Here is a 24,627-nt window from a genome sequence, read left to right as displayed (position 1 = left end):
ATTCCAGGTGAAAAAACAAACAACCTCAGGGTTGTTTTGGTCAAATTCAGGCCCGCACCAGAAAATACTGATACTGCCGTAGCGATTGTTGAGTTATTCAGACGTTCCCTAACCAAAGGTGGCTAGCAATAGATAAAATTATTCGATCATAAAAAATGTAAAGTTATGGCATGTTAGTCACACATGCTTATATACTTGGTAACGATTTATTCTTTTCCAGCGCAACGAAAGCTTCCAATAAATTACTCAACTGATTCTCATGACAGGTACTTTTTGGCTTTCAAGGACAACAATCCAATCGGTGAAGGTCATCGATTGAATTGCCAGGTTAACATTAGTTAATTCTGAAAAGGCTATTCCCAGAGCCTTGTTCTGTTGGGAATGAGGAGCCCACTACAAGTGGGACTCCTCTAATCACAGAAGAGTAACAGCTCAAATTAGGGATGGGTAAACTGCAGCCGGGCTTTTTGGAACCTCAACAGGGCTGTCGCCGCATCGAAGCGCACCCGAACCAAATAGTAGCAGCTCTGGGTATCGATGGGTCGGGAAGCGGTACTGATTGCTGCAGACCCAGTGAGCGTATCGGTACTGGTACTGGTCGCGACGGTTGTAAAGGTAATGGCACCGCCAGCAAAAGCGGGTTGACAGATTTCAAAAAGAAAAGCCGTCATCGCCGAACTGGGGTCATTGTCGGACCACCACCACCTAAAAAATTGCAAGACACCACCATTGGGTAGGTCCTCGACCTGGGCATCGGCAAAGGCCTCTGTGCCCAGGCGGCTGATTTCGGTACTGCCGCCGGAAGAAAAGCGCCACTGGGTGCCGGTGGAGTCGACCCGACCAAAAAACTCTTTCGGCGCAACCGGTGAATAGTCGACACTGCCGGATGGGAACAAATTGGGATGAACAGCAAGATCCCTGTTTACCGAAGTGTCGCTTTCGAGGTCAATCCGGGTGCCGGTTAAATCGACGCCCGCTGCCACATAGACATTGCCTGCATCCGGCTCAAAACCCATTGCCCGGAGTGTTGCCGGGTCTGAAACCGGCATATCTGTGGTTGCTGCAAGAGACGACTGAGCATTGATCGCCAAGCTGAGGCTCCCGAAAAGCGCACCGCCAAGCAAAATATATTTGAGTTGCTTTAACATCCTAAAATCCTCCATGAATGATTTGAAAAAGAAGGCCCATAACCCCACCGACAAAAAAGCAGGCATTCGATCGGAAAAATCCTGTTCCCGGCAAGGTCCGCACCAATCTAGGCTGCAAATATTACGGTGTGAATACGAGAGCAGAATATTCTCTGCCTACTGTCACAGGACTTATTCCACCTCTGACACCGACTCAGTCCCAATAGCCGTATAGCTAATAATCCACTGGAAAAGGCACTACCAACAACCTACTGTCTCGAATAGGGTGGACCGGGCAGTAAATAAAATATGCGACTGCCCGGTTTGTCACGAAAATTTTGCGAACACGCGCCACAAACCAAGCAGGAAAAAACTTATTCAACAAGCTGCTAAGTCCTATTGCTATTGAAATCAGTAAAACACACATCGCAAACAACGATTAGCACAGCCAGAGCTATTATGTCAATTTATTTTGGTGGCGGAATTTCACTCTATTAATTTTTATTTTCTCTTAACAATGATGATAAATAGAAAAAGCAGATTTATGCGAGAGTTGGACCTTGAAGATTTTGAATTTAAATCAGTATGAAATTCAACGAATCGTTATTCACTCTGCAGGTTATTTGGTTACCGGGCTAATATTGCCGTTGGAATCTGCTCAGCTCCCGCACAGGGGTCTTTCCCGGTCGATATAGCGGTACAACGCTCCGGCAACCACATAGGCCAGCAGCCGGTGCTCAAAGGTGTCCGTATACTCAAAATCCATTCGCTCTAGGCAACGATGGATAGGCTGGTTTTTTTCTGAATGGTCCCGTCTCACTCTGCGCCCATCCAATATCAGCGGCAACATTTTCCACCAGCGGTTGCCCACCGCCTTGAGCTGCTTTAGGGCAACCGCCAGCATTGCCTCTTCCTCGCTGAAATCCGTACCCAGGGGAAAATACGGCAAGAGACCAAGGTATTGGGGTTCATCGAATGCGGCGGTGATTCTATCCGGCCTATTGGCACTAAATTCCAGCGGAATCACAAAATCCCGCTCGACTTTGCCGGCCGCCTTGGCGCGCTGCAGCAATTCGGGCTGAAAGCGGGAGTCCGCGATGCACAGCATCGCAACCATCACATCCCGGTCGGTTTTGCCGCGCAGGTCTGCGACACCATACTCGGTCACTACAATATCCCGCAAATGGCGTGGAATCGTGGTGTGAGGGTACTGCCAGACAATATTGCTGGTGACTTTACCACGGCTCTCCCGGGTACTGGCGAGGGCAAGGATAGAACGGCCGTCCTGAAGCTCCTGGGCCTGGGCGACAAAATTGTATTGCCCCCCCACGCCACTGACCACCTGACTGTCGGCCAGACCGTCCGAGACAGCGGCGCCGTTTAGGGTAACCATCATCGCCGAGTTCACAAACCGCGCCTGGCGGCGCTGGGCCACTTTCAGCGCGCGATCTCGCTGCAGGTCGTTGATAAAGTCGATCGCCGTCATGCAGATTCCGGCCCTTTCCGCCGGCGCCATATCCCTGAGTTCCGCGTACATACTCGCCGGCCCAAGATAGAAGCCGCCGTGGAGCCACACTCCCCCACGCAATTTTTCATTGGCGCATCGACCCAGCAAACGCCGCCGACCGTGTTCGCTGTGAAGATCGCACTCCTCCTCCTCCCCCTCCGCGGTCAGTAACTTGTGGCCGCGCCAACTGTAACTGGGGTCGACTATTCCCAGCCGCTGCAGGAATTCCGTGTCCTCGACGGTCAGGGGCGCCTGAATACGACCGCAGTCACGCAGGGCCAGCAGGGTATCCTCCGTTACCCTTGTGGTGATTTTTTCTTCATCCAATAACTTTTGCAGGGCCGCATCGGCAAACACCTCCCGTTTCAGAATACGGTTGCGACGCAGGGCCAGAAACCCCTGCGGCACCATTTCGCTGACCCCATAGAGCCCGCGGACAAACGACTCCAGTTGCGGCGGGAAGCGCTGGCGCAGCATCAGGCTGTCATCGGCGTTCACCGCTGCAAACAGGCGCCGATAGGTGTCGTTATCGGTCTGGCGTATGCCGAGCACATGGCAGATGGCATCTCCCAGAGTGCCGATACCAATCTCCAGGCTGCCTCCGTCCGCGATCAAAGTGGAAATCTGCAGTGCAATGGCGTAATCGGTCAGGCTCACCGGCAGCGACGGCACCGGGAAAGGGGGCGTATCAAACTGCTCCCCTTCCAGAATCAGGTCGAACTCCGTTGCGGGCAGTTCACTGTCGCCAGCCAAATAGGGTAACTGCGGATTGGACTCCCCCAAAACCAGCAACTGGTAGTCGGGTATCTGGCGGGTTTCCCGCAACAGGGGCAGCGTCAGGTCCGGGTTGCAGCTGAGGCTGAAGGTATCGCCCCCGGCCCCGGGCGACACCATCTGCGCGATCACATTGACACCCCGGTCCAGCAGATCGCGGACTACCAGGGTGTAGTTGGCGCACACATGGCTCTGCTGCGCCTCTGCGTTGTGGAGAAATGCACCAGTGAGTAAAAAGAATTCGCACACCTGGATATTGGGCGGCAGCTTTCCCCTGTGCCGCGGTTGGGTATAGGCGAGTTCTTGGTACTGGTTGTAAAGGCGATCCAATAGCGGCTGTGTGAAACGCCGCCCTATCTCACCGGTTCCCGACGGGCGCTCCAGCGTCAGCGCGGTGAAAATGGTCAGGGAAATTGAGGGGTCCTCAGCCGCGCGCGCATAGAGTGCATTGGCGAAGTGATTGGCTTTACCCAGGCCCAGGGGCAGCCCCAGGACTATGCGTTTGCCGAGCTTTTCCAGCACGGCGTCCACGGCTGCGGTTGCGCTGTTGAGGCGAAGCGGTTGCCTGTCCAATAAAAAACCCCTGTTTGCCCCCTGCCCCAATTGCCTGCCGGCTAACCCAGCTGTTCGTGTTTGGCCCTGTCCTCACAGGGACTCAAGTGATCGAAGTGATCCACCTGCAGGGCCAGGTATACCGCGTCCGCCGTTTCCCTCAGAGAATCGGCCTCGGTCTCGCTGATCAGTGCAGCGTCCAGAGCCTGTTGGATGGCGTCATGATTCAGTGGTCGTATCCCGCCCTTTTTCATTTTGTCGCGGGCCGACTGGGTGGCACAGACGCTATTGAATGCCTGTTCAACAATATCCACACCATCACCGGGATTGCCGAGAAACACGCCTTTAGTCAGGCGGTCGCGGGTCTCCGAGGGCTCCATCAGCAATTCCGCACAGGCGCGCGCCTGCCGGTCCGAAGCGGTATGCACACTGTGTCCCCAGGGCATGGTGAGAAAATGCATCAGCTGACCGAGGAATCTGTGTGGAAAGTTCTGGAACACCTCCAGCAGACTCACTTCGATTTTGTGCAGCCCCGCGCGCATGGCAAACTCCAGCAGCGGCCTGTCTGCATCGGGACTGCCGTCGTCCTTGAAGCGCTTGAGGGTGGAACTGAGTAGGTACAGCTGGCTGAGTACATCCCCCAACCTGGCCGAAATCAGCTCCTTCCGCTTCAGCTCTCCACCCAGGGACATCAGGGATATTTCCGTCACCAAAGTGAGAATGGCCGAATAGCGGTTGAGCTGGCGATAGTACTTGGCCGCGGAACCCACGCCCCGGGGACTGCTGGCAAAAAGCCCGACGGTCCAGCCGTGAAAAACACCGCGCCCCAGGGTTTTAAGCTGGAACCACATATGCTTTGGCAAGAGCTTATCCAGTTGCCTCAGACCCTCCTCGCGATCCGGGTTCTCCGCCGCGAACATCTCCTCCAGCAGATACGGATGACAGCGGATGGCGCCCTGGCCAAAGATCATCAAGCTGCGGGTGAGAATATTGGCACCCTCTACCGTAATCGCCACCGGTATTGCGCGATAGGGGTTGCCGAGGTAATTCAAGGGCCCGTCCATAATCGCCTTGCCGGCGTGGATATCCATCGCATCGTTGATGGCTTCGCGCAAACCGCAGGTGGCGTGGGCTTTCATTATGGCGGAAACCACCGCCGGCTTGAGGCCGTCGTCCAGCGCCCGGGTAGTGGTCTTATGGGCGGAATCCAGCACATAGGCAATGCCCGCGATTTCCGCCAGGCGCCTTTGCACCCCCTCGAACTTGCCGATAGGAATACCGAACTGCTCGCGGACTCTCGCGTAGGCGCCAGTCAGCCTGGCCGCCATTTTCGCGCCACCGGTGGAAAGCGATGGCAGGGAGATACCACGTCCTGCGGCCAGTGCGCTCATCAGCATCTGCCAGCCGCGACCCACATTCTCGCGTCCGCCAATGATCCACTCCATGGGGATAAAAACATCTTTGCCCCAGTTGGGACCATTCTGGAACGCCTGCATGGCGGGCAGGTGGCGCTGGCCTATGGTGACCCCCTGGGTGTCGGTTGGCACCAGGGCCACTGTGATGCCCAGTTCCTCCTCCTCACCCAGAATGTGGTCCGGGTCGTAGAGTTTGAATGCCAACCCCAGGATAGTGGCCACCGGCGCCAGAGTGATATAGCGCTTGTGCCAGTTCACCCGCATGCCCAGGGTCTTCTCTCCCTTATATTCCCCGTAGCAGACGATGCCCGTATCGGTCATGGATGCGGCATCGGAACCGGCTTCGACACCGGTGAGCCCGAAACAGGGCAGTTCGCGGCCATCCGCCAGTCTCGGCAGGTAATAGTCTTTTTGCTCCTTGGTGCCGTGCGCCGCCAGCAGCTCGCCGGGGCCGAGGGAGTTTGGCACCATCACCGTGACCCCTACGGTGGTGCTGCGGGTTGATATCTTGGTAACGATTTCCGCGTGGGCCGTGGGAGAAAACCCCAGGCCACCGTATTCCTTTGGAATAATGATGCCGAAAAACCGCTCCTTTTTAAGAAAGGTCCAAACCTCCTGCGGGATATCGCGATCCTCAAAACTGATCTTCCAGTCGTCGATCATGCGACAGAGTTCTTCTGTGGGGCCATCGAGAAAGGCCTGCTCCTCTTCGCTCAGGGACGGCGGCCCCATGCCCAGGAGTTGATCCCACGCCGGATGGCCCGACAGAAGCTGCGCATCCCACCAGACTTCCCCCGCTTCCATCGCCTCCCGCTCCGTTTCCGAAATGGGCGGCAAAACCTTCTTGATAAAATTGAGAAGCGGACTGGTGATCCATTTCTTGCGCAGATCGCTCATCGGTAGTTTCCAGGTGATTGGCTGCCGAAGTGGCAGATTAACAAGCTTCCGGCCCCAGTGGTCCCGGCGCTCACATACCGGGCCGGGAGTTTCCCTCCCCGCCGTCCATACCCTCTAGCATAGGTGACACGCGGTGAGAATTATGGCGCTATGCACAAGGATTGAAGCGCCAGTAGTACCCATGCCAGGCAGGCCGTATTCGAAATTCCCGGTCCGGCAAAAGGATCATAACCGGATTTTCAGTGGGAACAAGCGTCACCCGGAAACATCGAAAGGTAAAAATTCTGCCACCTGCCCGGGCGTTAATAAAGCCATCCAGTGCCGGGACAAGGCGTATTTATGTCGTCGGGCTCGCGAATCCCAGCAGGCTGCTGAGAATTTTTTTCCAGCGGCCTGCGACCCCGAACTCAGATGTTCGGGCCGCAAGCCAAGCGTGTAACTGTTTGGTTTATGGTAGAGGGTTTGCGCACCTGTGTCGCAAACCCGAGCCGGTCACCAAACGACACGCACCCGCGTACCCACCGGCGCATAGCGATAGAATTTCTGCGCCATATGTGGCGGCATCCGCACACAGCCGTGGGAGGCCGGGTAGTTGGGCACATTGCCGGAGGCATGCATGCCGATACCACCGTTAAAGCGGATGTAATAATGCATCTTGGCGCCGCGGTAATAGGTTCCAGGCGGCCGGCGATGCTTACGGGTATTCACGTCCGACCTCACCACACGCCCCGTGTTTCTGTCCACATAGCTGCCGTAAACGGTCGAGCGGTGGCGGGGGTGTTTGGACAGTACGCGAAAGTGGCCGGGTCTGGTGCTATAGCCTTTTTTGCCCGAGGATACTTTGGATACCCCAACCAACCGACCGCCTTTGTAAAAATAGGCCCGTTGCTGGCTGAGGGATATCTTGATTGATGGAGCCCCCCCGGAGTTCGCCGCCGCGGCCTCATCGAACCAGTTTGCGGGCTTGGCCGCGGCTGGCACCGGGGTAAGGAGTGCGGCGATGAACAACAGGCACAATACATAGAATACGGGACTCCACGTTTGCCGGATTGCATACATAAGTCACCTCACCTACTTGGTCAGACGGTCCTTCCCCTACCCGACCCGGCCGCTGACTACCTGGGACCCCGCGTGACGGAGATGTCCCCGGCTGAACCCTCACAACCCGACAGCCCAATGGCGCTGTGGGTCGGTGGTAAAACATTGCGGCCATTTGCATTATTTTCGGCAGACTGTCGCAACCCGCCTCCGTGCTTTGTTGACAAGCTCCGCTGTAAAGTCCCGGCGCACCTGATACGTCGTCCGGCGACCTGGTGCGGGCCGGTACGGACCACCGCTGGCTTCTAGCCTGACAGTTATTTCGATTCTATTGCCTGTGGCCCGAGTAGTTAGACCGAATAATTCTCTGGGAGCCTGCTGATAGGAATCTGAAGAATGTTCTTAGACTGAAAACCAGTCGCAGCCAAATGGGGGAATGGAACAAAATTGACGTTTTAGCGCCCCGGGCGGGACCATCTTGCGGTGGGAGAGATAGTGTTGCAAACAGGGTTCAAAAAAGTTAAAGCGGCCTAAAAAGACCGCTTCTACAGTAGCCTCAGCCCTGTTCACCGGCTAAAAAGAGCCAGGTATCCACGGCCGTATCCGGGTTTAGCGATACGCTGTCGATACCCTCATCCATCAGCCAGCGGGCAAAATCCTTGTGGTCCGAGGGCCCCTGACCGCAGATGCCGACATATTTCCCGGCCTTTTTGCACGCCTGTATGGATTTCGACAACAGCATTTTGACCGCCGGATTGCGCTCGTCGAACAGTTCCGCCACCAGGCCGGAATCCCGGTCGAGGCCCAGCGTCAACTGGGTGAGGTCATTGGAACCGATGGAGAAACCGTCAAAATACTGTAAAAATTCATCCGCCAGCAGCGCATTTGAGGGCAGTTCGCACATCATAATCACTTTGAGGCCGGCTTCCCCCCGCTTGAGGCCGTTTTCCGCCAGCAATTCGATTACGTCTGCGGCCTCCGCCGGCGTGCGCACAAAGGGCACCATAATCTCCACATTGTCCAGCCCCATTTCATCGCGGACCTTTTTCAGTGCCCGGCACTCCAGGGCAAAGCACTGGCGAAAATCCTCGGAGCGATAGCGAGCCGCGCCGCGAAAGCCCAGCATGGGATTCTCCTCACTGGGCTCGTACAGTTGCCCCCCCACAAGGTGGGCGTATTCATTGGACTTGAAATCCGACAGGCGGACTATCACGCGTTTCGGCGCGAATGCCGCCGCCAGAGTGGCGATACCCTCCGCCAGCTTTTCCACAATAAAATTTTCCGGTGAAGCGTAACCACCGATGCGCGCGCGGATTGACTGCTGCAGGTCCTCGGGAAGCCGGTCGAGTTCCAACAGGGCCTTGGGGTGAATTCCGATCATGCGATTGAGAATAAATTCCAGCCGCGCCAGCCCCACACCGGTGTTGGGCAACTGGCTAAAAGCGAAGGCCCGATCCGGATTGCCGACATTGAGCATAATCTTGAAAGGCAGGTCCGGCATGGCCCCCACCTCGGTTTCCTTGCGCTCGAAATCCAGCTCTCCGGACAGCACCAGCCCCGTGTCGCCCTCTGCGCAGGAGACGGTGACGGGAGTGCCATCCCTGAGCACCTGGGTCGCATCGCCGCAACCTACAACAGCCGGAATACCCAGCTCCCGCGCAATGATGGCCGCGTGGCAGGTGCGGCCGCCGCGGTTGGTAACAATAGCGCTGGCTTTTTTCAGCACCGGTTCCCAATCCGGGTCCGTCATATCCGTAACCAGCACTTCGCCATCCTGCATCGCGGCCATGTCCCCGGCCGATTCCAGCACCCGCACCTTGCCGGCACCAATACGCTGGCCTATGGCCCGCCCCTCGCACAGAGTTTCGCCGCGCTCCCGCAGATGAAACCGCTCGATACTGGTACCCTGCCGCTGCGAGCAAACCGTCTCCGGGCGCGCCTGAACAATATAGAGTTTGCCGCTGTCCCCGTCCTTGGCCCACTCGATATCCATCGGTCGGCCATAGTGCTCCTCGATCCGGCAGGCCTGCAGCGCCAGACTGGTCAGGTCCTCGTCGGAGAGGGAGAAGCGCTGGCGGTCCTCTTCCGCCACCGGCACTGTCTGCACCGACCGACCCCCAATGCCGCTCTCGCCATATACCATTTTGATGGCCTTGCTGCCCCGGTTGCGGCGCAGGATTGCCGGGCGGCCGGCTTTCAGGGCCGGCTTATACAGGTAGAATTCGTCCGGGTTCACAGCCCCCTGAACCACCGTTTCACCGAGACCGAATGCGGAGGTGATAAACACCACATCGCGGAATCCACTCTCTGTATCCAGCGTGAACATCACCCCGGCTGCACCGGTCTCACTGCGCACCATATGCTGGATACCGGCGGACAGTGCCACACCCGCGTGGGCGTAACCGGAGTGGACCCGGTAGGCAATGGCGCGGTCGTTATAGAGGGATGCGAAGACCTCCTTCACCGCCTGCAGTACCGCGTCGATGCCGCGGATATTGAGGAAGGTTTCCTGCTGGCCGGCGAAGGATGCGTCCGGGAGATCCTCCGCGGTCGCCGAAGAGCGCACCGCTACAGCGGTCTCGCCGCCGCCCAGCGACTCGTAGCCGCTCCGGATCTCCTGCTCCAGCCCCGCCGGAAAAGGGGTGGCCAGGATCCATCCACGGATTTCCTCCCCTGCCTCCGCCAATGCGGTAACATCGGCAACATCCAGAGACAGGAGGCGGTCGGCGATGCGCTGCTCCAGGTTATCGCCGGCCAGAAAGGTGCGGAATGCGTCCGCGGTGGTGGCGAAGCCCCCCGGAACCTCGACGCCGGCCCCGGCCAGCCCCGAGATCATCTCTCCCAAAGAGGCGTTCTTGCCCCCGACCCTGTCGACGTCGCCCATGCCCAGATGTGCGAATTCAAGCGTGAAGTTCGTCAAGTGCAAGCCCTCAGCAGCAGGAATTGAGGCGGTCGATTATAAGGAAGGGGTTTGTAAAACATACCCCCCGAAAAACTGACAAAATGTTGTAAAAAATCTACAAGCTGCCGCGGCGGCGGCTATTGGAAGCCAGTAACCCACATGACAGAAAGCAAGCGCTCGGTATTTTTCATCTCCGATGGCACCGGCCTCACGGTAGAGGCCATAGGGCACAGCCTCCTGGCCCAGTTCCACGGGGAAAAGGTGGAGCAGGTCACCCTGCCCTACATCGACTCCACCGACAAGGTGCAGCGGGCGCTGGAGCGCATAGAGCGGTGCGCCGCGGAATCTGGGCTGCGGCCGGTCATGATCACCAGCATCGTGTCCGACCATATCCGGCAGCAACTGCACCGCAGTTCCGCACTGATGCTGGACGTGTTTGAGAGTTACCTGACCCCGCTGGCCAAACTGTTTGGGCGGGATCCGGCGCAAATGGTCAATGTGTCCCACGGCATCGCCGACGACCGCCGCTACTCGGAGCGAATCGAAGCGGTCCATTTCGCCATGGACAACGATGATGGCCGGCGGGTACGCGAGTTCGAACAGGCGGATGTCATACTCCTGGGGGTATCCCGCTGCGGGAAAACACCCACCTGCCTGTATATGGCCCTGCAGTTCGGCCTGCGGGCGGCCAACTATCCCATCACCGAGGAGGATATGGACTCCACCGCCCTGCCCAGGGTCCTGCGGCCATTCCACGACAAACTGTTCGGTCTCACCATAGATCCCCGCCGCCTGATGCAGATCCGCCAGGAGCGGCGCGCCAACAGCCGCTATGCTTCCCTAGAGCAGTGTGAATTTGAGGTTCGGCAGGTGGAACAGATGCTGCGCAGGGCGCAGATACCCTTCCTCAACGCCACCCAGCTATCGGTAGAGGAACTGGCCACCAGATTGATGTCCCAGGCTGGCATTGAGCGCCGTTTCGGTTAAAGTAGCCGCCTTTTTGTTGAGCCTGGGCCAGACCGCCGACTGACAGCGGCAATGGGCCCCACAGATGCCAAGATGAACTCACTGAAGATTGTCTCCCTGCCCTACTCCGTCAATACCGCCATGGCATTCCAGGCCATTGCGGATATGCCGGTACCGGTGTGGCTGGACAGCGGCCAGCCGCAGGCACCCGGGGGGCGCTTCGACATCCTCGCCGCCGACCCGCTTCAGACCCTGTCGCTGGCTTGGGATACCCCGGACCCATTTACCCAGCTGGACGACCTGCTGTGTGAACTGAGCCCCGTCGAAGGCGACGCTCAGCTGCCATTTTGCGGAGGCACCATCGGCTATGCCGGCTACGAGTTGGGTATGCGCGATAACTTCCTCTCTGCGGACTCACGCCCAACAGAGCTGGGCGGAGGCTTTTTTGGCCTCTATGGCTGGGCCCTGGTAGTGGATCACAAATTGCGGGCCTCTCACCTGGTATTTCACCCGGTCTGTACCCAACTGCAGATTCGGGAAGTCATCGCCCGTTTTTCCACCGTTTCCTGGCAGCAGGCGCCGAAACTCCGCCCTTTCCGGCTGCTGTCGGCCTTCAGCGCTGAGCTGGACCAGTCCGCGTACGAGGAGAAAGTCCATCAGATCCTCGACTACATCCTCGCTGGCGACATCTATCAGGCCAACTTTACCCAGCGCTTCACGGCACCCTATGAAGGGGATCTGTTTCATGCCTATCTCGCCCTGCGGGAGCGGGTTGCGGGCCCCTTTTCCGCCTATATGGAACTGCCCCAGGGCCACCTGCTAAGCCTTTCGCCGGAGCGTTTCATCGGCGCCGCCGGCGCAGGGGTGCAGACCCAGCCCATCAAGGGCACGGCGCCGCGTCACCCGGACCCGGCACGGGACAGGGAAGTCGCCACTGCACTGTCGAGAAGTCGCAAGGACCGCGCGGAAAACCTGATGATCGTGGACCTGCTGCGCAACGATATCGGCAAGCTGTGCCGGCCCGGTACCGTGCGGGTGCCACAGTTGTTTGAACTGGCCAGCTTCGCCAATGTGCACCACTTGGTCAGCACGGTCACCGGCGAACTCCCCTCCCACTGCAATTTCCCCGACCTGATGGCCGCCTGTTTCCCCGGCGGTTCGGTCACCGGAGCACCCAAGCGGCGGGCCATGGAAATAATCCACCAGCTGGAACTCAGCCCCCGCGGGGCCTACTGCGGTACTCTGGGCTATATCAGCAGTTGCGGTCGCGCCGACACCAATGTCGCGATTCGCACCTTTAGCGCCGATGACAAACAGCTGACCTGCGCCGCCGGCGGCGGCATAGTGGCGGATTCAGACCCGACGGCGGAATACCGCGAATGCCTGCACAAGGTGCGCATGCTTCTGGACACACTGGAACAGCTTCCACCCTCACCGGGCGCCCGGGAACCTTAATCCACCCACTGGATACATCCAAAAGTTATAAAAGTATCCTTTTTTGATATTTCCTGGTTATTGATAGTTTTGTTAGATTTCCGTCTCCCGTGTGAAATCCCTCTTCATTGGTGGGAATTATCAATCGGTGACACTCGGAGATTCAGTGTGAAAATTACTCTGGTCAAAAAAATACTGGCTGATGGCTCACCCTGTGCCAAGTGCAGGGACGTGCAACGCAAACTGGAAGACAACGACCAGATGCGTTTTATCGATCAAACCCTGATTGCCGATTCCCGCGATGCGCAAAGCCCGGGGATGCAGGTAGCGAAAGAATATGGGGTCGACCGGGCACCCTTTTTCCTGGTGGAGCGGGAAGGCCGGGAGCCGGAAGTGTATACCGTCTACTTCAAGTTGGTAAAAGAAGTTTTACCGGCTAGTGCCGCTGCCTGATTCGTCCTCGAGTGCCATTTCCCCAGGCCCCTTCTGGACATAGGCGAAACTGATACAGGGAAGCTAAATTATATTTGCGCTGTCCGTATCACCATCAATCGCTCTTCCGTCATATCCGCAATGGCCCAGCGTATCCCCTCCCGGCCAAGGCCGGAGTCCTTGACACCGCCGTAGGGCATATTATCCACGCGCCAGCTGGGGACTTCCCCGATCAAGACACCACCCACCTCCAGCCTGTCCCAGGCCTTTTGCGCCCGGTACAAATCCCTGGTGAAGATTCCAGCCTGCAAGCCGAATGCGCTGTCATTTACCCTATCCAGTACCTCATCAAAATTGTCAAATGACTCCAACACCGCCACCGGGCCAAAAGCCTCCTGTTGCACCACAGCACAGTCGTGACTCACATTTTCCAGCAGGGTCGGGTCCAGCATTGCCCCGTCGCGTTTGCCACCACACAAAAGCCTGGCTCCGGCCGCAATCGCCTCATCCACCCAGCGTTGCAGCCGCTCTGCCTCTCCCTCGGAGATCATCGGACCGATAAAGGTATCCTCCTTTTTGGGGTCTCCTTTCCTGAGCTTCTGCACACTTTCAACCAGCCGCGTTTTCAATTCACTGTAGATACTTTTATGGCCATAGATTCGCTGCACACTGATACAACTCTGCCCCGACTGATAAAAGGCACCGAAGATCAGGCGCTGAACAGCATCGTCCAGATCCGTATTTTCATCGACCACACAGGCGGCGTTGCCCCCCAGCTCCAATACCACTTTCTTATGCCCTGCCCTGGCCTTTAGATCCCAGCCGACCCCGGGGGAACCGGTAAAACTGAGCAGCTTAAAGCGATTGTCTACCGTGAAAAGTTCGGCGCCCTCCCTATGGCAGGGCAACACAGAAAAAGCACCTTTGGGCAGGTCTGTTTCGGCCAGGGTTTCGGCAATAATCAGCGCGCCAATCGGTGTCCGGCTCGCGGGTTTCAAGACGAACGGGCAGCCGCATGCAATGGCCGGTGCCACCTTGTGGGCAGCCAGATTCAACGGAAAGTTGAAAGGTGAGATAAAGGAGCAGGCTCCAACCGGCACTCGCTTAACAAAACCCCGATAGCCCACGGAAAGCTTTGAGATTTCCAGGTTGAGAATTTCACCATTTATACGTACAGCCTCCTCGGATGCCACACGAAAGGTATCGATCAGGCGGTTCACCTCTCCCCGGGAATCGTGAATAGGTTTGCCCGCCTCGATACACAGGGATTCCGCCAATTCCTCAAATCTCTCCTGAAAACGCTGTACGCAGTGCTTTAAAACATCCTGGCGCCGGTAAGGTGGCAGCTGTGCCATAGGCTTTTCAGCCTTCACCGCCCAAGTGATCGCTTTATCGATGGCATCTGTATCCGCCATCGCCACCCGGGTCGCCAAAGTTCCGGAGTATTTGTCAATAACTTCCAATTCCTCGTTGGCGTATACAGCCTCATTAGCTAGATAGTAGGGGTAAGCTTTCTGCAGCATAGGGTTTCCTTTCAACCTATGGTTTCTTGTCGTGGGATTTGCCTTCGCCGGAATCCCCCCTCAACTTATCTCGAGTGTATAGGTGATGAACAGACTTTAAGCAACCGGGGCGCCTGCCACCTCACGGTAAGCCAGGCACCCCACATCCATATTCGATCTAGCAGGCTGTTGAAATTCGAAGAATTTCGACGCCTAGTACCGGAATATGGATGTTCCGGCAAAATCGGCGACGCCTAAGTCGTTGATTTTGGGAGAAAAGTGAAAATCACATTTTTCGCTTTTCGTGTGTTGCAAAAGGCAGGATGCCTTTTTCAACAACCTGCTAGGGCACAACGTCCAGTGAGACCGGCTGACAAACGAATCGGTATCCATGAAAGATTCGATCGCACCCAAAGAGTGAAACCAGGCAGTGACGGTCCTCAGCAGACCCAAGAGATTGACGCAATACAGTTGAGCAAAGTGTGCAGGCCCTACTCTGCTCGAATAGCCTATAGAATATCCATGGACAATCCCTATAATTCTACCGGAAGAGGAGTTTTACGACTGTAGGCTGGACTAGCCGGCGGCTGCGATATAATAAAAGTTCGCAATTGCCCAATAGGGTCCCAAGAGAGACATACTATCGAGCTACCTGCATCAGTTTTCCTGAAGTGGGAATAGTATGACTGAAGAAGACCCTGTCGATTGCCTGCCCTTGAAGAGGTGAGAGTTTAAGACGAGAGGAGCCCGTTCAATGAAAACCTCTGACTTGTTTGTCCGCGCTATGGAAGCTGAGGGCGTCGAATACGTTTTCGGTATTCCCGGGGAGGAAAACCTGGACCTGTTGGAGTCTTTACGCGGCTCAAAAATCAAGCTTATCCTCAACCGGCACGAACAGGCCGCCGGCTTTATGGCTGCGACTTACGGACGTCTCACCGGAAAATCAGGCGTCTGTATAGCCACCCTCGGACCCGGTGCTACCAACCTGGTAACAGCCGCGGCCTATGCCCAGCTCGGCGGTATGCCGATGGTTCTCGTCACCGGGCAAAAGCCCATAAAAAGCTCCAAACAGGGGCTGTTCCAGATTGTTGACATCGTCGGTATGATGCGCCCCCTCACCAAATTTACCAAAGCCATTGTTGGCGGCGACTATGTCCCCGCACTTGTTCGCGAGGCCTTCCGCCGTTCGGAGGAGGAGCGTCCCGGGGCCACTCATCTGGAATTCCCCGAGGATATTGCCCGGGAGCAATCCACCGAACCCGTACTGGAAACCAGTTATATTCGCAGACCCATCGCCGAGGACAAGGCAATTCGCAGGGCTGCGGACGCTATCACCGCTTCGCGAAAACCGCTGCTGCTGATCGGCGCCGGCGCCAATCGCAAACTCACTGCAAAAATGCTGCGTAAATTCGTCGAGAAGCTCGAAATCCCCACAGTGACCACTCAAATGGGAAAAGGCGTGATCGACGAGACAGGGCCCAACTTTATCGGAAATACAGCACTATCGGACGGGGATTTCGTGCACCGCGCAATTGAGCAGGCGGATCTGATTATCAACGTCGGCCACGACGTGGTGGAAAAACCTCCATTCCTGATGCGCCCCGGCGGCCCCGAGGTGGTACATATCAACTTCAGTTCCGCCCAGGTAGACCCTGTCTACTTCCCCCAAATAGAGGTAGTCGGCGATATCGCCAACAGCTTATGGCAGCTCTATGAGCACTTGGAACCCCAGCAACACTGGAGCTTTTCCGACGCACACCGCATTCGCACCGCCCTGCAAAAGCATATTCGGGAGTGCTCCAATAACGATAGCTTTCCCATTCGGCCCCAGCGGCTGGTGAGGGATGTGCGGGAGGTGATGCCGGAAAAAGGCATCATCGCGCTGGACAATGGCATGTACAAAATCTGGTTTGCCCGTAATTACCCGGCCCACGCCCCCAATACCGTCCTGCTGGACAATGCCCTCGCCACCATGGGAGCTGGCCTGCCATCCGCTATGGCCGCCAAGCTGGTTTTCCCCGACCGCCGAGTAGTCGCCATCTGCGGCGACGGCGGTTTTATGATGAACTCTCAGGAAATTGAGACCGCGGTACGCCTGGATCTAAACCTGATTGTATTGATACTACGGGATGATGCCTACGGAATGATCAAGTGGAAGCAGGCCACAATGGAATTCCAGGATTTCGGCCTGGACTTCGGCAATCCGGACTTTGTTGCCTATGCAAATTCCTATGGCGCACAGGGCCATAGGGTCGAAGCCACTGATGAACTAAAGCCTATGATCGAAAGTTGTTGTAAAGCTGGTGGAGTACACCTGATTGATGTTCCCGTAGATTACAGCCATAACGACCGCATTCTAAATCATGAAATTCCTGAGCTTTCCAGCAAACTTTAATTAGCTCAAATAATACTTACAAGCTAGAGAATTACCTAGGGCCTGTTAACACTAATTAGCCGGTCAGCGATCAGTGAAAAGTTGATGAAGAACTTAAAAACGACATCCAACTTGTCAAATCGACTAAATATTCTTCGGAAACCTTTCAAGCGGCGAAACAGACGCTCTACTTCATTTCGCTTTTTATACATCTCTTTGTCGTACTCCCAAGGTGTCAGTCGATTGACCTTCGGAGGTACGACAGGCGTCATACCTAAATCCAAAACGAGTTGTCGAGTGTCATTGCCTTCGTAGGCCTTATCCATGATGACGCTGGCACCTTCCCAACCGCAGTTTTCTAGCCTTTTCAGCAAGTTACGGCCCTCTGGCGCATCGCCAGATTGACCGGGGGACAAGGAAAAGGTCAGCGCAGTGCGGTCATCTGCCGCTACCATGTGAATCTTAGTTGACCATCCACCTCTTGATTTTCCAATGGCTTGAGGGCCGTTTTTTTAATGCGCCTGTGCCGTCTGGATGGACTTGAATGATCGTACTGTCCAGAGAAACTTCATCCACTTGAATGTTGATCACATCGGCATCTTGAAGGACACCAAAGACATGATCCAATACACCATTTTTAGCCCAGCGATTTACACGGGTGTAGATGCTGTGCCAATTACCAAAGTGCTCAGGCAGCCCTCGCCACTTACAACCATGCTCAGCCACGTACAAAACAGCGTTTATGACCTGGATATTCGGTATTTTGACGTTACCCCGCTGTAAAGGCAGCAGGTGTTCGATAATTTTGAACTGCGATTTTGTGATTTCCATAAACGCAGATTTTATCAAAATTAGTGTTAACAGGCCCTAAGCAATAACAATAAAAAAGGAGATAAACAAATCGGTTCCAACTTTCCATAACAAAAACAAACTCTCCTTCCCCCAATTATAAAATTCAGAGACTTGTCTGTACATTCAGACCGACACCAGAGTAACCTATGCAACCATAAATGACTAGGTGCCGGGATCCCGTGCCTGGATTGCGAACCGATCGTTTCTCATCATCAATCTAGCGGTGGTTTCGCTGGGCGTATTCTCACAGTGCCCACTGGTAGCTTGGTACAGTAGATGATTAGGTTAGTACATTTTCTACATGCTGCCCGGGCCCCTAGTCTCTTTTGTTTTCAAACTAAGCTGTAAAAGCTGTCCTTATCGACAATCAAAAGGGTACACCTCTTGTTTACCTCAAGAGCTAGCCTGCCTGAAACAATCAGCTACACTGCTATCCACACCCATCACCTCAGTTAGCGTTTGGCAGTCTATTGGAGTTTATAAACTCAACTGTTGCAGGCCTTTAACATGTTGATTATAAATAATTTTTTATAAAATCTCGCAAACGACCCAGTATCGGGGCCGATCCTACAGGCATTAGCTCAAGTGCTTGCGAATTCATGTAACCGCATAGTTACGCCCCTCCTTCGACCAATATCCAAGGGTTAACAAATCTCTATCAAGGTAAAACGTGACATTGATCACAAAATGAATAATAATTCGTTTACTTTCTTAAGTCGTCCAATATTATTAATATGCAATTTGTGACAAATAAGCATAAAAATGATTTTTATCTGGATGTTAAGCTTATGAAAACAACAAGAATGGCGGATCTGTTTTGCACAAAGTACTCTCTCAATTTACTTCCTGGCTGTGGCACTAAATGTCTTTACTATAAAAGACGAAATAGTGACAGCTTTGACACTGAAAAAACTCTTCTCAACCAATTCACACAAGTGCTTTTCCCACCTTAATTCTCATAAGAAGCTCGGAGTCTTTACCTATACACACTGACTACTAGCCTAGGTATTAAAAAGGCCGTAATTGACGGATTGGACCCTCAAAACGGCATATATCGCGACCCGTCTATTTTGACGCGGTTCGGCTGTCCCTTTCCCCCTGGGGGGACACAAAATAGATGGGTCGCGTCCAAATAAAATGGACACAAAATTTCAAAAAGGAATGTATTTTTTACAAAGAGCAGAATAAAAATATCAGTTTAATATTAGGACAACCAATCCTGAAAAGAATCGATTTGTATTGGTTGGGCATTACTCTATACCCTATCGTACCAATCGTGAAAATTCAGGCCTAATAGAGCCTTTTAGCTAACTCCTGTACTACAAACTATGGTTTTAATTATGATATCTGCTTCAGCGCCTCTGTCATTGTTAGAAAACCTATATTTATAAATTCAGACAATTTTCAGATCGATAAAACAGGCTGGTTCTATGTAATCCGGTAGCGGTGGGCTTCATCCCCTCAAAGTGCAATACCTTAAATCCGGCAGCTTTACCTATATCGATAGATTCCGCATATTTTTCACGTGCGGAATCATCCAAAAGAATTACACCATCACCCGCTAAGCACACTAAGGATTGTTTAAAACAATTAACCCGATCCCGCCCATCGATAATTACCAGCTGGAATTTTCGATTAAATTTCTTGATCGCTCGGCAATATTTTCCGTCCTCATCAGCAGGCTGCAAAGTCACCCTAGCGTTTTCCGGCAACTGCTTTGCTATAACCTTAAACCAGCTGGGGTTATCCTCTACGCTTTGGATCGAGAGCACGCGCTCCGCATAAAATAGAGTCGAAAAGCCGCTGCCAAATTCAAACACAGACAGGTTGTTGCTCAAGCGCTCCCTTAGGAATTGTATGACCGAATAATTCATCCACGGCACTGCATTACCTTCCGCGTCACAGGGATAACCTCGCTTATAGGATTCAAGGTATCCGGTAACCCGAAGATAAGAAGAATTTCGAAATGTTAACTTGCGAGCAGCAATAAATCGCCAAAAAGGGTTTGCCACAGTATTTAAAACCCCGTAACTACCATTGGGCCGATTATAGCCATATGGCGCCAAAAGCTTCAAGTCAACATTCCACATTTTGCGTCATAGGCAAAAAGGGCGGTATCCCATGGACAGACCTAATCTCGGCGCCAACCGCCCTTCCACTCCCCCTTCATCACACTCGCCCCTCAATCTTCCGCGTCACCATCCAATCTCGACGAAATACTGGCAAGCCAGCGTCTAAGTGCCTTTTCATCGGTAGAACTGACCCCATCCGTCAGTTCATTCTCAACGGCCTTCACACACTCTTTTGCTGTCGCCAGGAGCTTTAGCCCGCTGTCCGTCAGTACCAGCTGTTGAATGCGGCCATGGGCTGCATGGGGAACCCGCGCGACAGTGTCAGCCTTCACCAAATTGCTGATGATAACGCTCACTGTTTGCGGTGTCAGAAATGTCAGCCTGGCGATATCAGCACTCGAAAGGCCCGGGTAGGCGGCGATCATAGTCATCACCGAAAATTGGGGTGGCGTTACAGCGAGATCATCGAGCTGGCGCGCCAGATGGACTTGGTAAGCGTGTGCAGCCTGGCGCAGCAAATAGCCGACATAGCCAGCCTCTCCGCGTTTGCCCTCTCCAGGCGCGGGGAGGCCGGAGACTTGTTCCATATTGGACTTGCGCATAATATCAAAGCTCTTATATAATGATCGAGCTCTTATACTATAGGTAAAGGTCCTCTATGCCAAATGAAGCCAAGACAATGACTTATGACGCATTCAGAAGAACCCAGAAAACCGCCCATGATGCACTGATCACACTTGGAAAGAGCGTTGATGAAGGTGGCCTTGAAAAAGACTTGACCGAACTGGTAAAACTGCGTGTCTCGCAGATTAACAGCTGTGCGTTCTGCATCCAGCTTCATCTAAACATTGCACGTAAGCTCGGGGTCGATGAAGTCAAACTTGGACTCCTGGCCGCCTGGTGCGAAGCCGGTGTCTTCTCTGCACGCGAGCAGGCCGCATTGAGCTGGGCGGAACAGCTCACACAGTTTGAGGGCAAGAGTACCAGCGAGGCCGAACAGCAATATCTTCGTGAAAGCTTTCAGGAACATGAGATAGTACTTTTGACGGTCACCATTGGAACCATCAACGCCTGGAATCGCATCGCACGCGGCCTGGTTTTCGACCCGCCTGTCTGAGATAAGCGCAGATCCCTTCGCAGCCAATATTCCAGGATAACCCGATGTATTGGGTAAACGCATCGGCGCCAGAGTCAAAGGAGCAGAAACCCCGAAATTGCGAAGCAAGTACCAGGCTGAAAAGGAGCTGGCCCAACCAGGCAGCTCACTGTCACCCTACTCCGTAGTGCCCGGGAAGTGCGCCTGGAGGAGATAGGATGGGACAGATATTTCCGGCTGCTTGCCGGGAAATGGGTCGATGGGCAACAGCTGGCTATAGGTGCTGGCGTTGCGTATAAGTATCATTGAGGTATAGTGATTCAGACTTGATCTCACAATTACTGATTTCTCGGAAGACGTCTGTTGGGCCAGGTTCAGTTCGCGAACTCTTCCTTCCAGACCTATTTGCCATCACGCAAGTTTCTCATTGGCGCTCTGCCGCAGTACTTTTTATTCTGATGGCTGCATTCATTGTGGCAGTAATCCAGCAAGTTGCCCAGATCAACTTGTAATTCTTCGACCTTTTTGGCCACAGGAGTATCAACTTTAAAATTGAGTGTCTTTATCTACTTCAACGAGTTCACATTTGCGTTTAAATTCACCAAGCTTATCAATAACCAAAATATTATCTTCGCTAGAGAGTGATGGCTGAGGACAGCTATCTACGTAAACAGAGTAAGCTTTGTCATTTAAATCAATTAGCCATCCATTTTTTATTTCAATCGTATTTTTGGCAATTTTATAGCCAGTTGTATAGTTCCACGGCATACCGCCACTGGCATCTGATTCAGTGAGCCCAAATATTAGCCAATCATTTGTATGCCCCAGATAATGCAAATTATGGATGGCGCTCAATTTAATCTCATAGAAATCTGCAATACTGTCTTTACTAATTAAGAGATGCCTCGTGCCCGATGCATAGATATTTGAAGAAATTAAGAAACTAAGGGCAAGAACTAAATAGCGCATATTTTATAGATACATTGGCTTTATTTATCGCATAATTGCATCATAGGGATCAGAAGTAAAGCACTACTGAAATTAACTGCAAAAACTCTTTGCGGTGAAGAATTCTTTCTATGTAATACGCCGCTCTCAAGGAGACCAGACATTCTTTAGAAAAGCACTTATGGCTTTTGTTGCTCGAATTGCAGGTACAAAAAAGACTCGAGGCCGGCTCTCAGTCAGAAATTCGCAAGAGTCGCCTGCTGTATTTTCTATCTCCTCAAAAAACTGGCTAACCCATTTTTAACGATTCTTTGGATAACCCTCTATTGGCTGAGTCACTGGACCTGGTGTACTTGATATCAGAAAGACTAGGCGGCGCTGAATAATTTTCCGGGCCTTACCCACTTGTGACTCCATTCCCCTTTATTACATCCCATGATAGTGCACGCGTGGTTCAGGTTAGAAGACTGGAGAGCCACATCCCAAAGCTCAAAGGCGTTGATACAGAAGAATGTCAGCTGCTAAGCTAGGTTCAGTTATGTGGCTCATACTATTGGTCAAACTCGCTTATTAAATAGTGAATGAGCACTACACAGCCTTGAGAGTGTGCAGCAGAAGAGGCTTCAATGCCCAGGCTGCACGCCAACAATCCGTTGCGGCGTAGCCTGCAAACCACGTTTTGGGCCAGATTCTTTTCGCAAACATTTATAATACGACCAAAGAAACCTGTGCATAGCACAGGCTTCCAATTTCTATAGGGTTGCCAGTACTGTTATTGCCGTTACGGATGTCCCAACCACCACGAGCACACTGTATATAACCCCCAAGCCACAGAACTTCACTAACGTGAGCGACCAACGCTGTTGGTAAACACGTTTTTGCATCAACAGCAAATAAATCGGCATCCATATCAATAGCACAGCGCTGGTTAAATCAAGCAGCTTTTTCAGTGAGAGCCAATCCTCTCCCAACCATCCAGCAATCTCGCCCAACCCCACATATAGCAGCAAGGCGAAGCAGAGAAACGCATGGCTATGCAGAGCAACGATCAGGTGTTCCATGTAAATTCGGCGTCGCAGCATGTATAGAAACCACAGTAGCAGTGAAAACAACGGCAACAACACCAGTAATGTGGCGGGAATCCCGTGGAAAAAAGCTTCCTTAAAAAGGTTGGGGTCTTCCTTAACCAGACCGAAGTTCTGCTCCGTTTGCTCCGCTATATCCGATAGCCAGGCACTCAGCCTCGGATCGAAATCAAAACCGCTGATTTGCAGTGAGTCCCTTGCTGCTTGTTCGCATTTCTCATAATTACACTCTTGTACCTCAGCAGCTAAGCCCTCTTGCAAGTCATTCGTCGCAGGAGCACCTTCATCAAAGATTGTTTTATCATCCACAGGGGGAAGTGATACCCCTTCATTTTTTCCCCGAAGTTCGTCAATACGTAGTCCTGCCTGCGTCCTGATCCGGACTTGTGCGGTACGGAAACCTTGCTCCAGGACGTTAGAAGACTCAGCGTCCATTTCCCGTTCGAGTTCTGCGATCATTTCGTCGCGAATGCGCTCAACATCCTCGACCGCCTGTGCACTCGCAAATTCATCAGTCACTGAGTCTACTTGCAGAGCGGCCTGCCCCCAGTCTGTACTCAATCGAAGCACAAAAAATGTGGTCAGGCATAGGAAGATAAACAGGCGCACAGGACTGACGTATCGCATACGGCGACCGGCAAAGTACTCCAGAGTGAGAAAGCCTGGTTTCACCATAAGCGGCAACAATGTGTGCCAGATGCGGGAATCAAAAGCAAGTAGGGTATCGAAGAAGTCCCCAATAATGTTGGAAAACGGGCGCACCAGCCCCTTAACCGGCTGCCCGCATTGGTAGCAGTGCGGACCGAGCAGTTCTGTACCACAATTAGCACAAGCAGCTGTGACTGCCCTCACACCTTGTTTCTGATCTTCTATAATATTACTGCGCAACGCCTTTGCAGACTGTGTCAAATCAGCCGCATGTTCGTCTTCGCGACCTGTACCAGTGGTACCCGGCGGCAATTTCGCATTCAGTATGCTCAATGTGATTCCCCAATGATTCTATATTTCGATTTACTGTTTAACTGTCTTGTCGGAAGCGTGCAATAGTGTGAAGCTCGAGTCCCTTGGCACCCAACACTCAGGGGCCATTTACCGACAAGAGCAGGAATCTGGTAGATCCTTCTGGATCCAGTCGCGGCCATTATCTTGTACGAAGGGTGTAAGGAAAGCCATAACTATCGATATCTAGTAGAATCGAAAAGACCAATATTCTTATATCCGCAAAACCCGAAAGAACCTATTCCAGATTGAAGGACTCCAGAGAGAAACTCAGAGCTCTCCATGCTTAGCGTTCGCAAAGTCCAGCACATACTGGGCGGCCACATCTTCAAGACTGAATACGAGTTATTAGGACCGGCGTTAAATTAGTACACCCAGGCCCTATTTCTTTCGTAGAGCCACTTTAGCATGTCTCATTATACGATGAGTTTTGTGTGAATCAAAACATCAGCCTTGATTTGGCTAAGAGGAATTGTTTGAATCGCAGGCATAAAAGAACCGACCCAAGGCCGGATCTCGTTGGGTAGTGCGGAAAAGCTACATGCTAGGGCCTGTTAACACTAATTTTGATAAAATCTGCGTTTATGGAAATCACAAAATCGCAGTTCAAAATTATCGAACACCTGCTGCCTTTACAGCGGGGTAACGTCAAAAT

Annotated in this window: 16 protein-coding genes; 5 read left to right on the top strand and 11 right to left on the bottom strand. The window is 53.3% G+C overall.

Going from position 1 to position 24,627, the window contains the following annotated elements:
- Positions 1–437 precede the first annotated feature (437 nt).
- The 5 genes from ABVT36_RS17265 to ppsA all read right to left on the bottom strand — a co-directional run bounded on the left by ABVT36_RS17265 (position 438) and on the right by ppsA (position 10,230).
- Positions 438–1,091, bottom strand: coding sequence for a hypothetical protein (locus tag ABVT36_RS17265; RefSeq protein WP_368457664.1), 654 nt, complete (start codon positions 1,089–1,091; stop codon positions 438–440).
- Positions 1,092–1,785: 694 nt separating this feature from the next.
- On the bottom strand, positions 1,786–3,981 hold the full coding sequence (locus ABVT36_RS17260; protein ID WP_368457663.1) for an acetyl-CoA hydrolase/transferase C-terminal domain-containing protein: 2,196 nt from the start codon (positions 3,979–3,981) through the stop codon (positions 1,786–1,788).
- A 41-nt stretch (positions 3,982–4,022) separates the two neighbouring features.
- Positions 4,023–6,272: an acyl-CoA dehydrogenase gene (locus ABVT36_RS17255; RefSeq protein ID WP_368457662.1), complete on the bottom strand. Its 2,250-nt coding sequence runs from the start codon at positions 6,270–6,272 to the stop codon at positions 4,023–4,025.
- 492 nt (positions 6,273–6,764) lie between these two features.
- Positions 6,765–7,331 (bottom strand): L,D-transpeptidase family protein, encoded by a 567-nt coding sequence (locus ABVT36_RS17250; protein ID WP_367151352.1) that lies wholly within the window; start codon positions 7,329–7,331, stop codon positions 6,765–6,767.
- Between the two features lie 535 nt (positions 7,332–7,866).
- The gene (gene ppsA, locus ABVT36_RS17245) at positions 7,867–10,230 is read right to left on the bottom strand and encodes a phosphoenolpyruvate synthase (protein WP_368457661.1); all 2,364 of its coding nucleotides are present in this window, start codon (positions 10,228–10,230) and stop codon (positions 7,867–7,869) included.
- Positions 10,231–10,371: 141 nt separating this feature from the next.
- Here ppsA and ABVT36_RS17240 point away from each other — a divergent pair, with 141 nt between their 5' ends.
- From ABVT36_RS17240 to ABVT36_RS17230, 3 genes are all read left to right on the top strand, one after another.
- Positions 10,372–11,199 (top strand): pyruvate, water dikinase regulatory protein, encoded by an 828-nt coding sequence (locus tag ABVT36_RS17240; protein ID WP_368457660.1) that lies wholly within the window; start codon positions 10,372–10,374, stop codon positions 11,197–11,199.
- A gap of 72 nt (positions 11,200–11,271) precedes the next feature.
- Positions 11,272–12,633, top strand: a complete 1,362-nt coding sequence (gene pabB / locus ABVT36_RS17235) for an aminodeoxychorismate synthase component I (protein WP_368457659.1) — start codon at positions 11,272–11,274, stop codon at positions 12,631–12,633.
- 147 nt (positions 12,634–12,780) lie between these two features.
- On the top strand, positions 12,781–13,065 hold the full coding sequence (locus ABVT36_RS17230) for a hypothetical protein (RefSeq protein WP_368457657.1): 285 nt from the start codon (positions 12,781–12,783) through the stop codon (positions 13,063–13,065).
- A 68-nt stretch (positions 13,066–13,133) separates the two neighbouring features.
- Here ABVT36_RS17230 and ABVT36_RS17225 read toward each other — a convergent pair whose 3' ends face one another.
- Positions 13,134–14,567 carry an aldehyde dehydrogenase family protein gene (locus ABVT36_RS17225; protein WP_368457656.1) on the bottom strand — a complete coding sequence of 478 codons (1,434 nt, stop codon included), beginning with the start codon at positions 14,565–14,567 and terminating at the stop codon, positions 13,134–13,136.
- A 733-nt stretch (positions 14,568–15,300) separates the two neighbouring features.
- On the opposite strand from ABVT36_RS17225, the gene ABVT36_RS17220 reads away from it, so the two are divergent.
- The gene (locus ABVT36_RS17220) at positions 15,301–16,941 is read left to right on the top strand and encodes an acetolactate synthase large subunit (protein ID WP_368457655.1); all 1,641 of its coding nucleotides are present in this window, start codon (positions 15,301–15,303) and stop codon (positions 16,939–16,941) included.
- A 35-nt stretch (positions 16,942–16,976) separates the two neighbouring features.
- Here ABVT36_RS17220 and ABVT36_RS17215 read toward each other — a convergent pair.
- The 3 genes from ABVT36_RS17215 to ABVT36_RS17205 form a co-directional block, all read right to left on the bottom strand.
- Positions 16,977–17,751 (bottom strand): IS5 family transposase gene (locus ABVT36_RS17215; RefSeq protein ID WP_368457654.1). Its coding sequence is split into 2 segments (ribosomal slippage): positions 16,977–17,433 and positions 17,432–17,751, totalling 777 coding nucleotides; the frame shifts between segments, so codons are not numbered across the junction.
- A 1,406-nt stretch (positions 17,752–19,157) separates the two neighbouring features.
- Positions 19,158–19,610, bottom strand: a complete 453-nt coding sequence (locus ABVT36_RS17210; RefSeq protein ID WP_368457652.1) for a hypothetical protein — start codon at positions 19,608–19,610, stop codon at positions 19,158–19,160.
- A gap of 344 nt (positions 19,611–19,954) precedes the next feature.
- The gene (locus ABVT36_RS17205) at positions 19,955–20,446 is read right to left on the bottom strand and encodes a MarR family winged helix-turn-helix transcriptional regulator (protein WP_368457651.1); all 492 of its coding nucleotides are present in this window, start codon (positions 20,444–20,446) and stop codon (positions 19,955–19,957) included.
- Positions 20,447–20,502: 56 nt separating this feature from the next.
- On the opposite strand from ABVT36_RS17205, the gene ABVT36_RS17200 reads away from it, so the two are divergent.
- Complete coding sequence (locus ABVT36_RS17200; RefSeq protein ID WP_368457650.1) at positions 20,503–20,961, top strand: carboxymuconolactone decarboxylase family protein; 459 nt, start codon at positions 20,503–20,505, stop codon at positions 20,959–20,961.
- A 525-nt stretch (positions 20,962–21,486) separates the two neighbouring features.
- Here the strand turns inward: ABVT36_RS17200 and ABVT36_RS17195 are convergent.
- Together ABVT36_RS17195 and ABVT36_RS17190 are read right to left on the bottom strand one after the other, a co-directional pair.
- Positions 21,487–21,909, bottom strand: a complete 423-nt coding sequence (locus tag ABVT36_RS17195; protein ID WP_368457649.1) for a hypothetical protein — start codon at positions 21,907–21,909, stop codon at positions 21,487–21,489.
- Positions 21,910–22,640: 731 nt separating this feature from the next.
- Entirely contained in the window at positions 22,641–23,954 is a 1,314-nt protein-coding gene (locus ABVT36_RS17190) for a DUF3667 domain-containing protein (RefSeq protein WP_368457648.1), read from the bottom strand.
- Positions 23,955–24,627: the final 673 nt, after the last annotated feature.

It is taken from the genome of Microbulbifer sp. TYP-18 (genome assembly GCF_040932045.1).
In the GTDB taxonomy this organism is placed as follows: domain Bacteria; phylum Pseudomonadota; class Gammaproteobacteria; order Pseudomonadales; family Cellvibrionaceae; genus Microbulbifer.
Note: the sequence above shows the minus strand (reverse complement) of the source record. Positions and strands in the feature narration are given on the sequence as shown.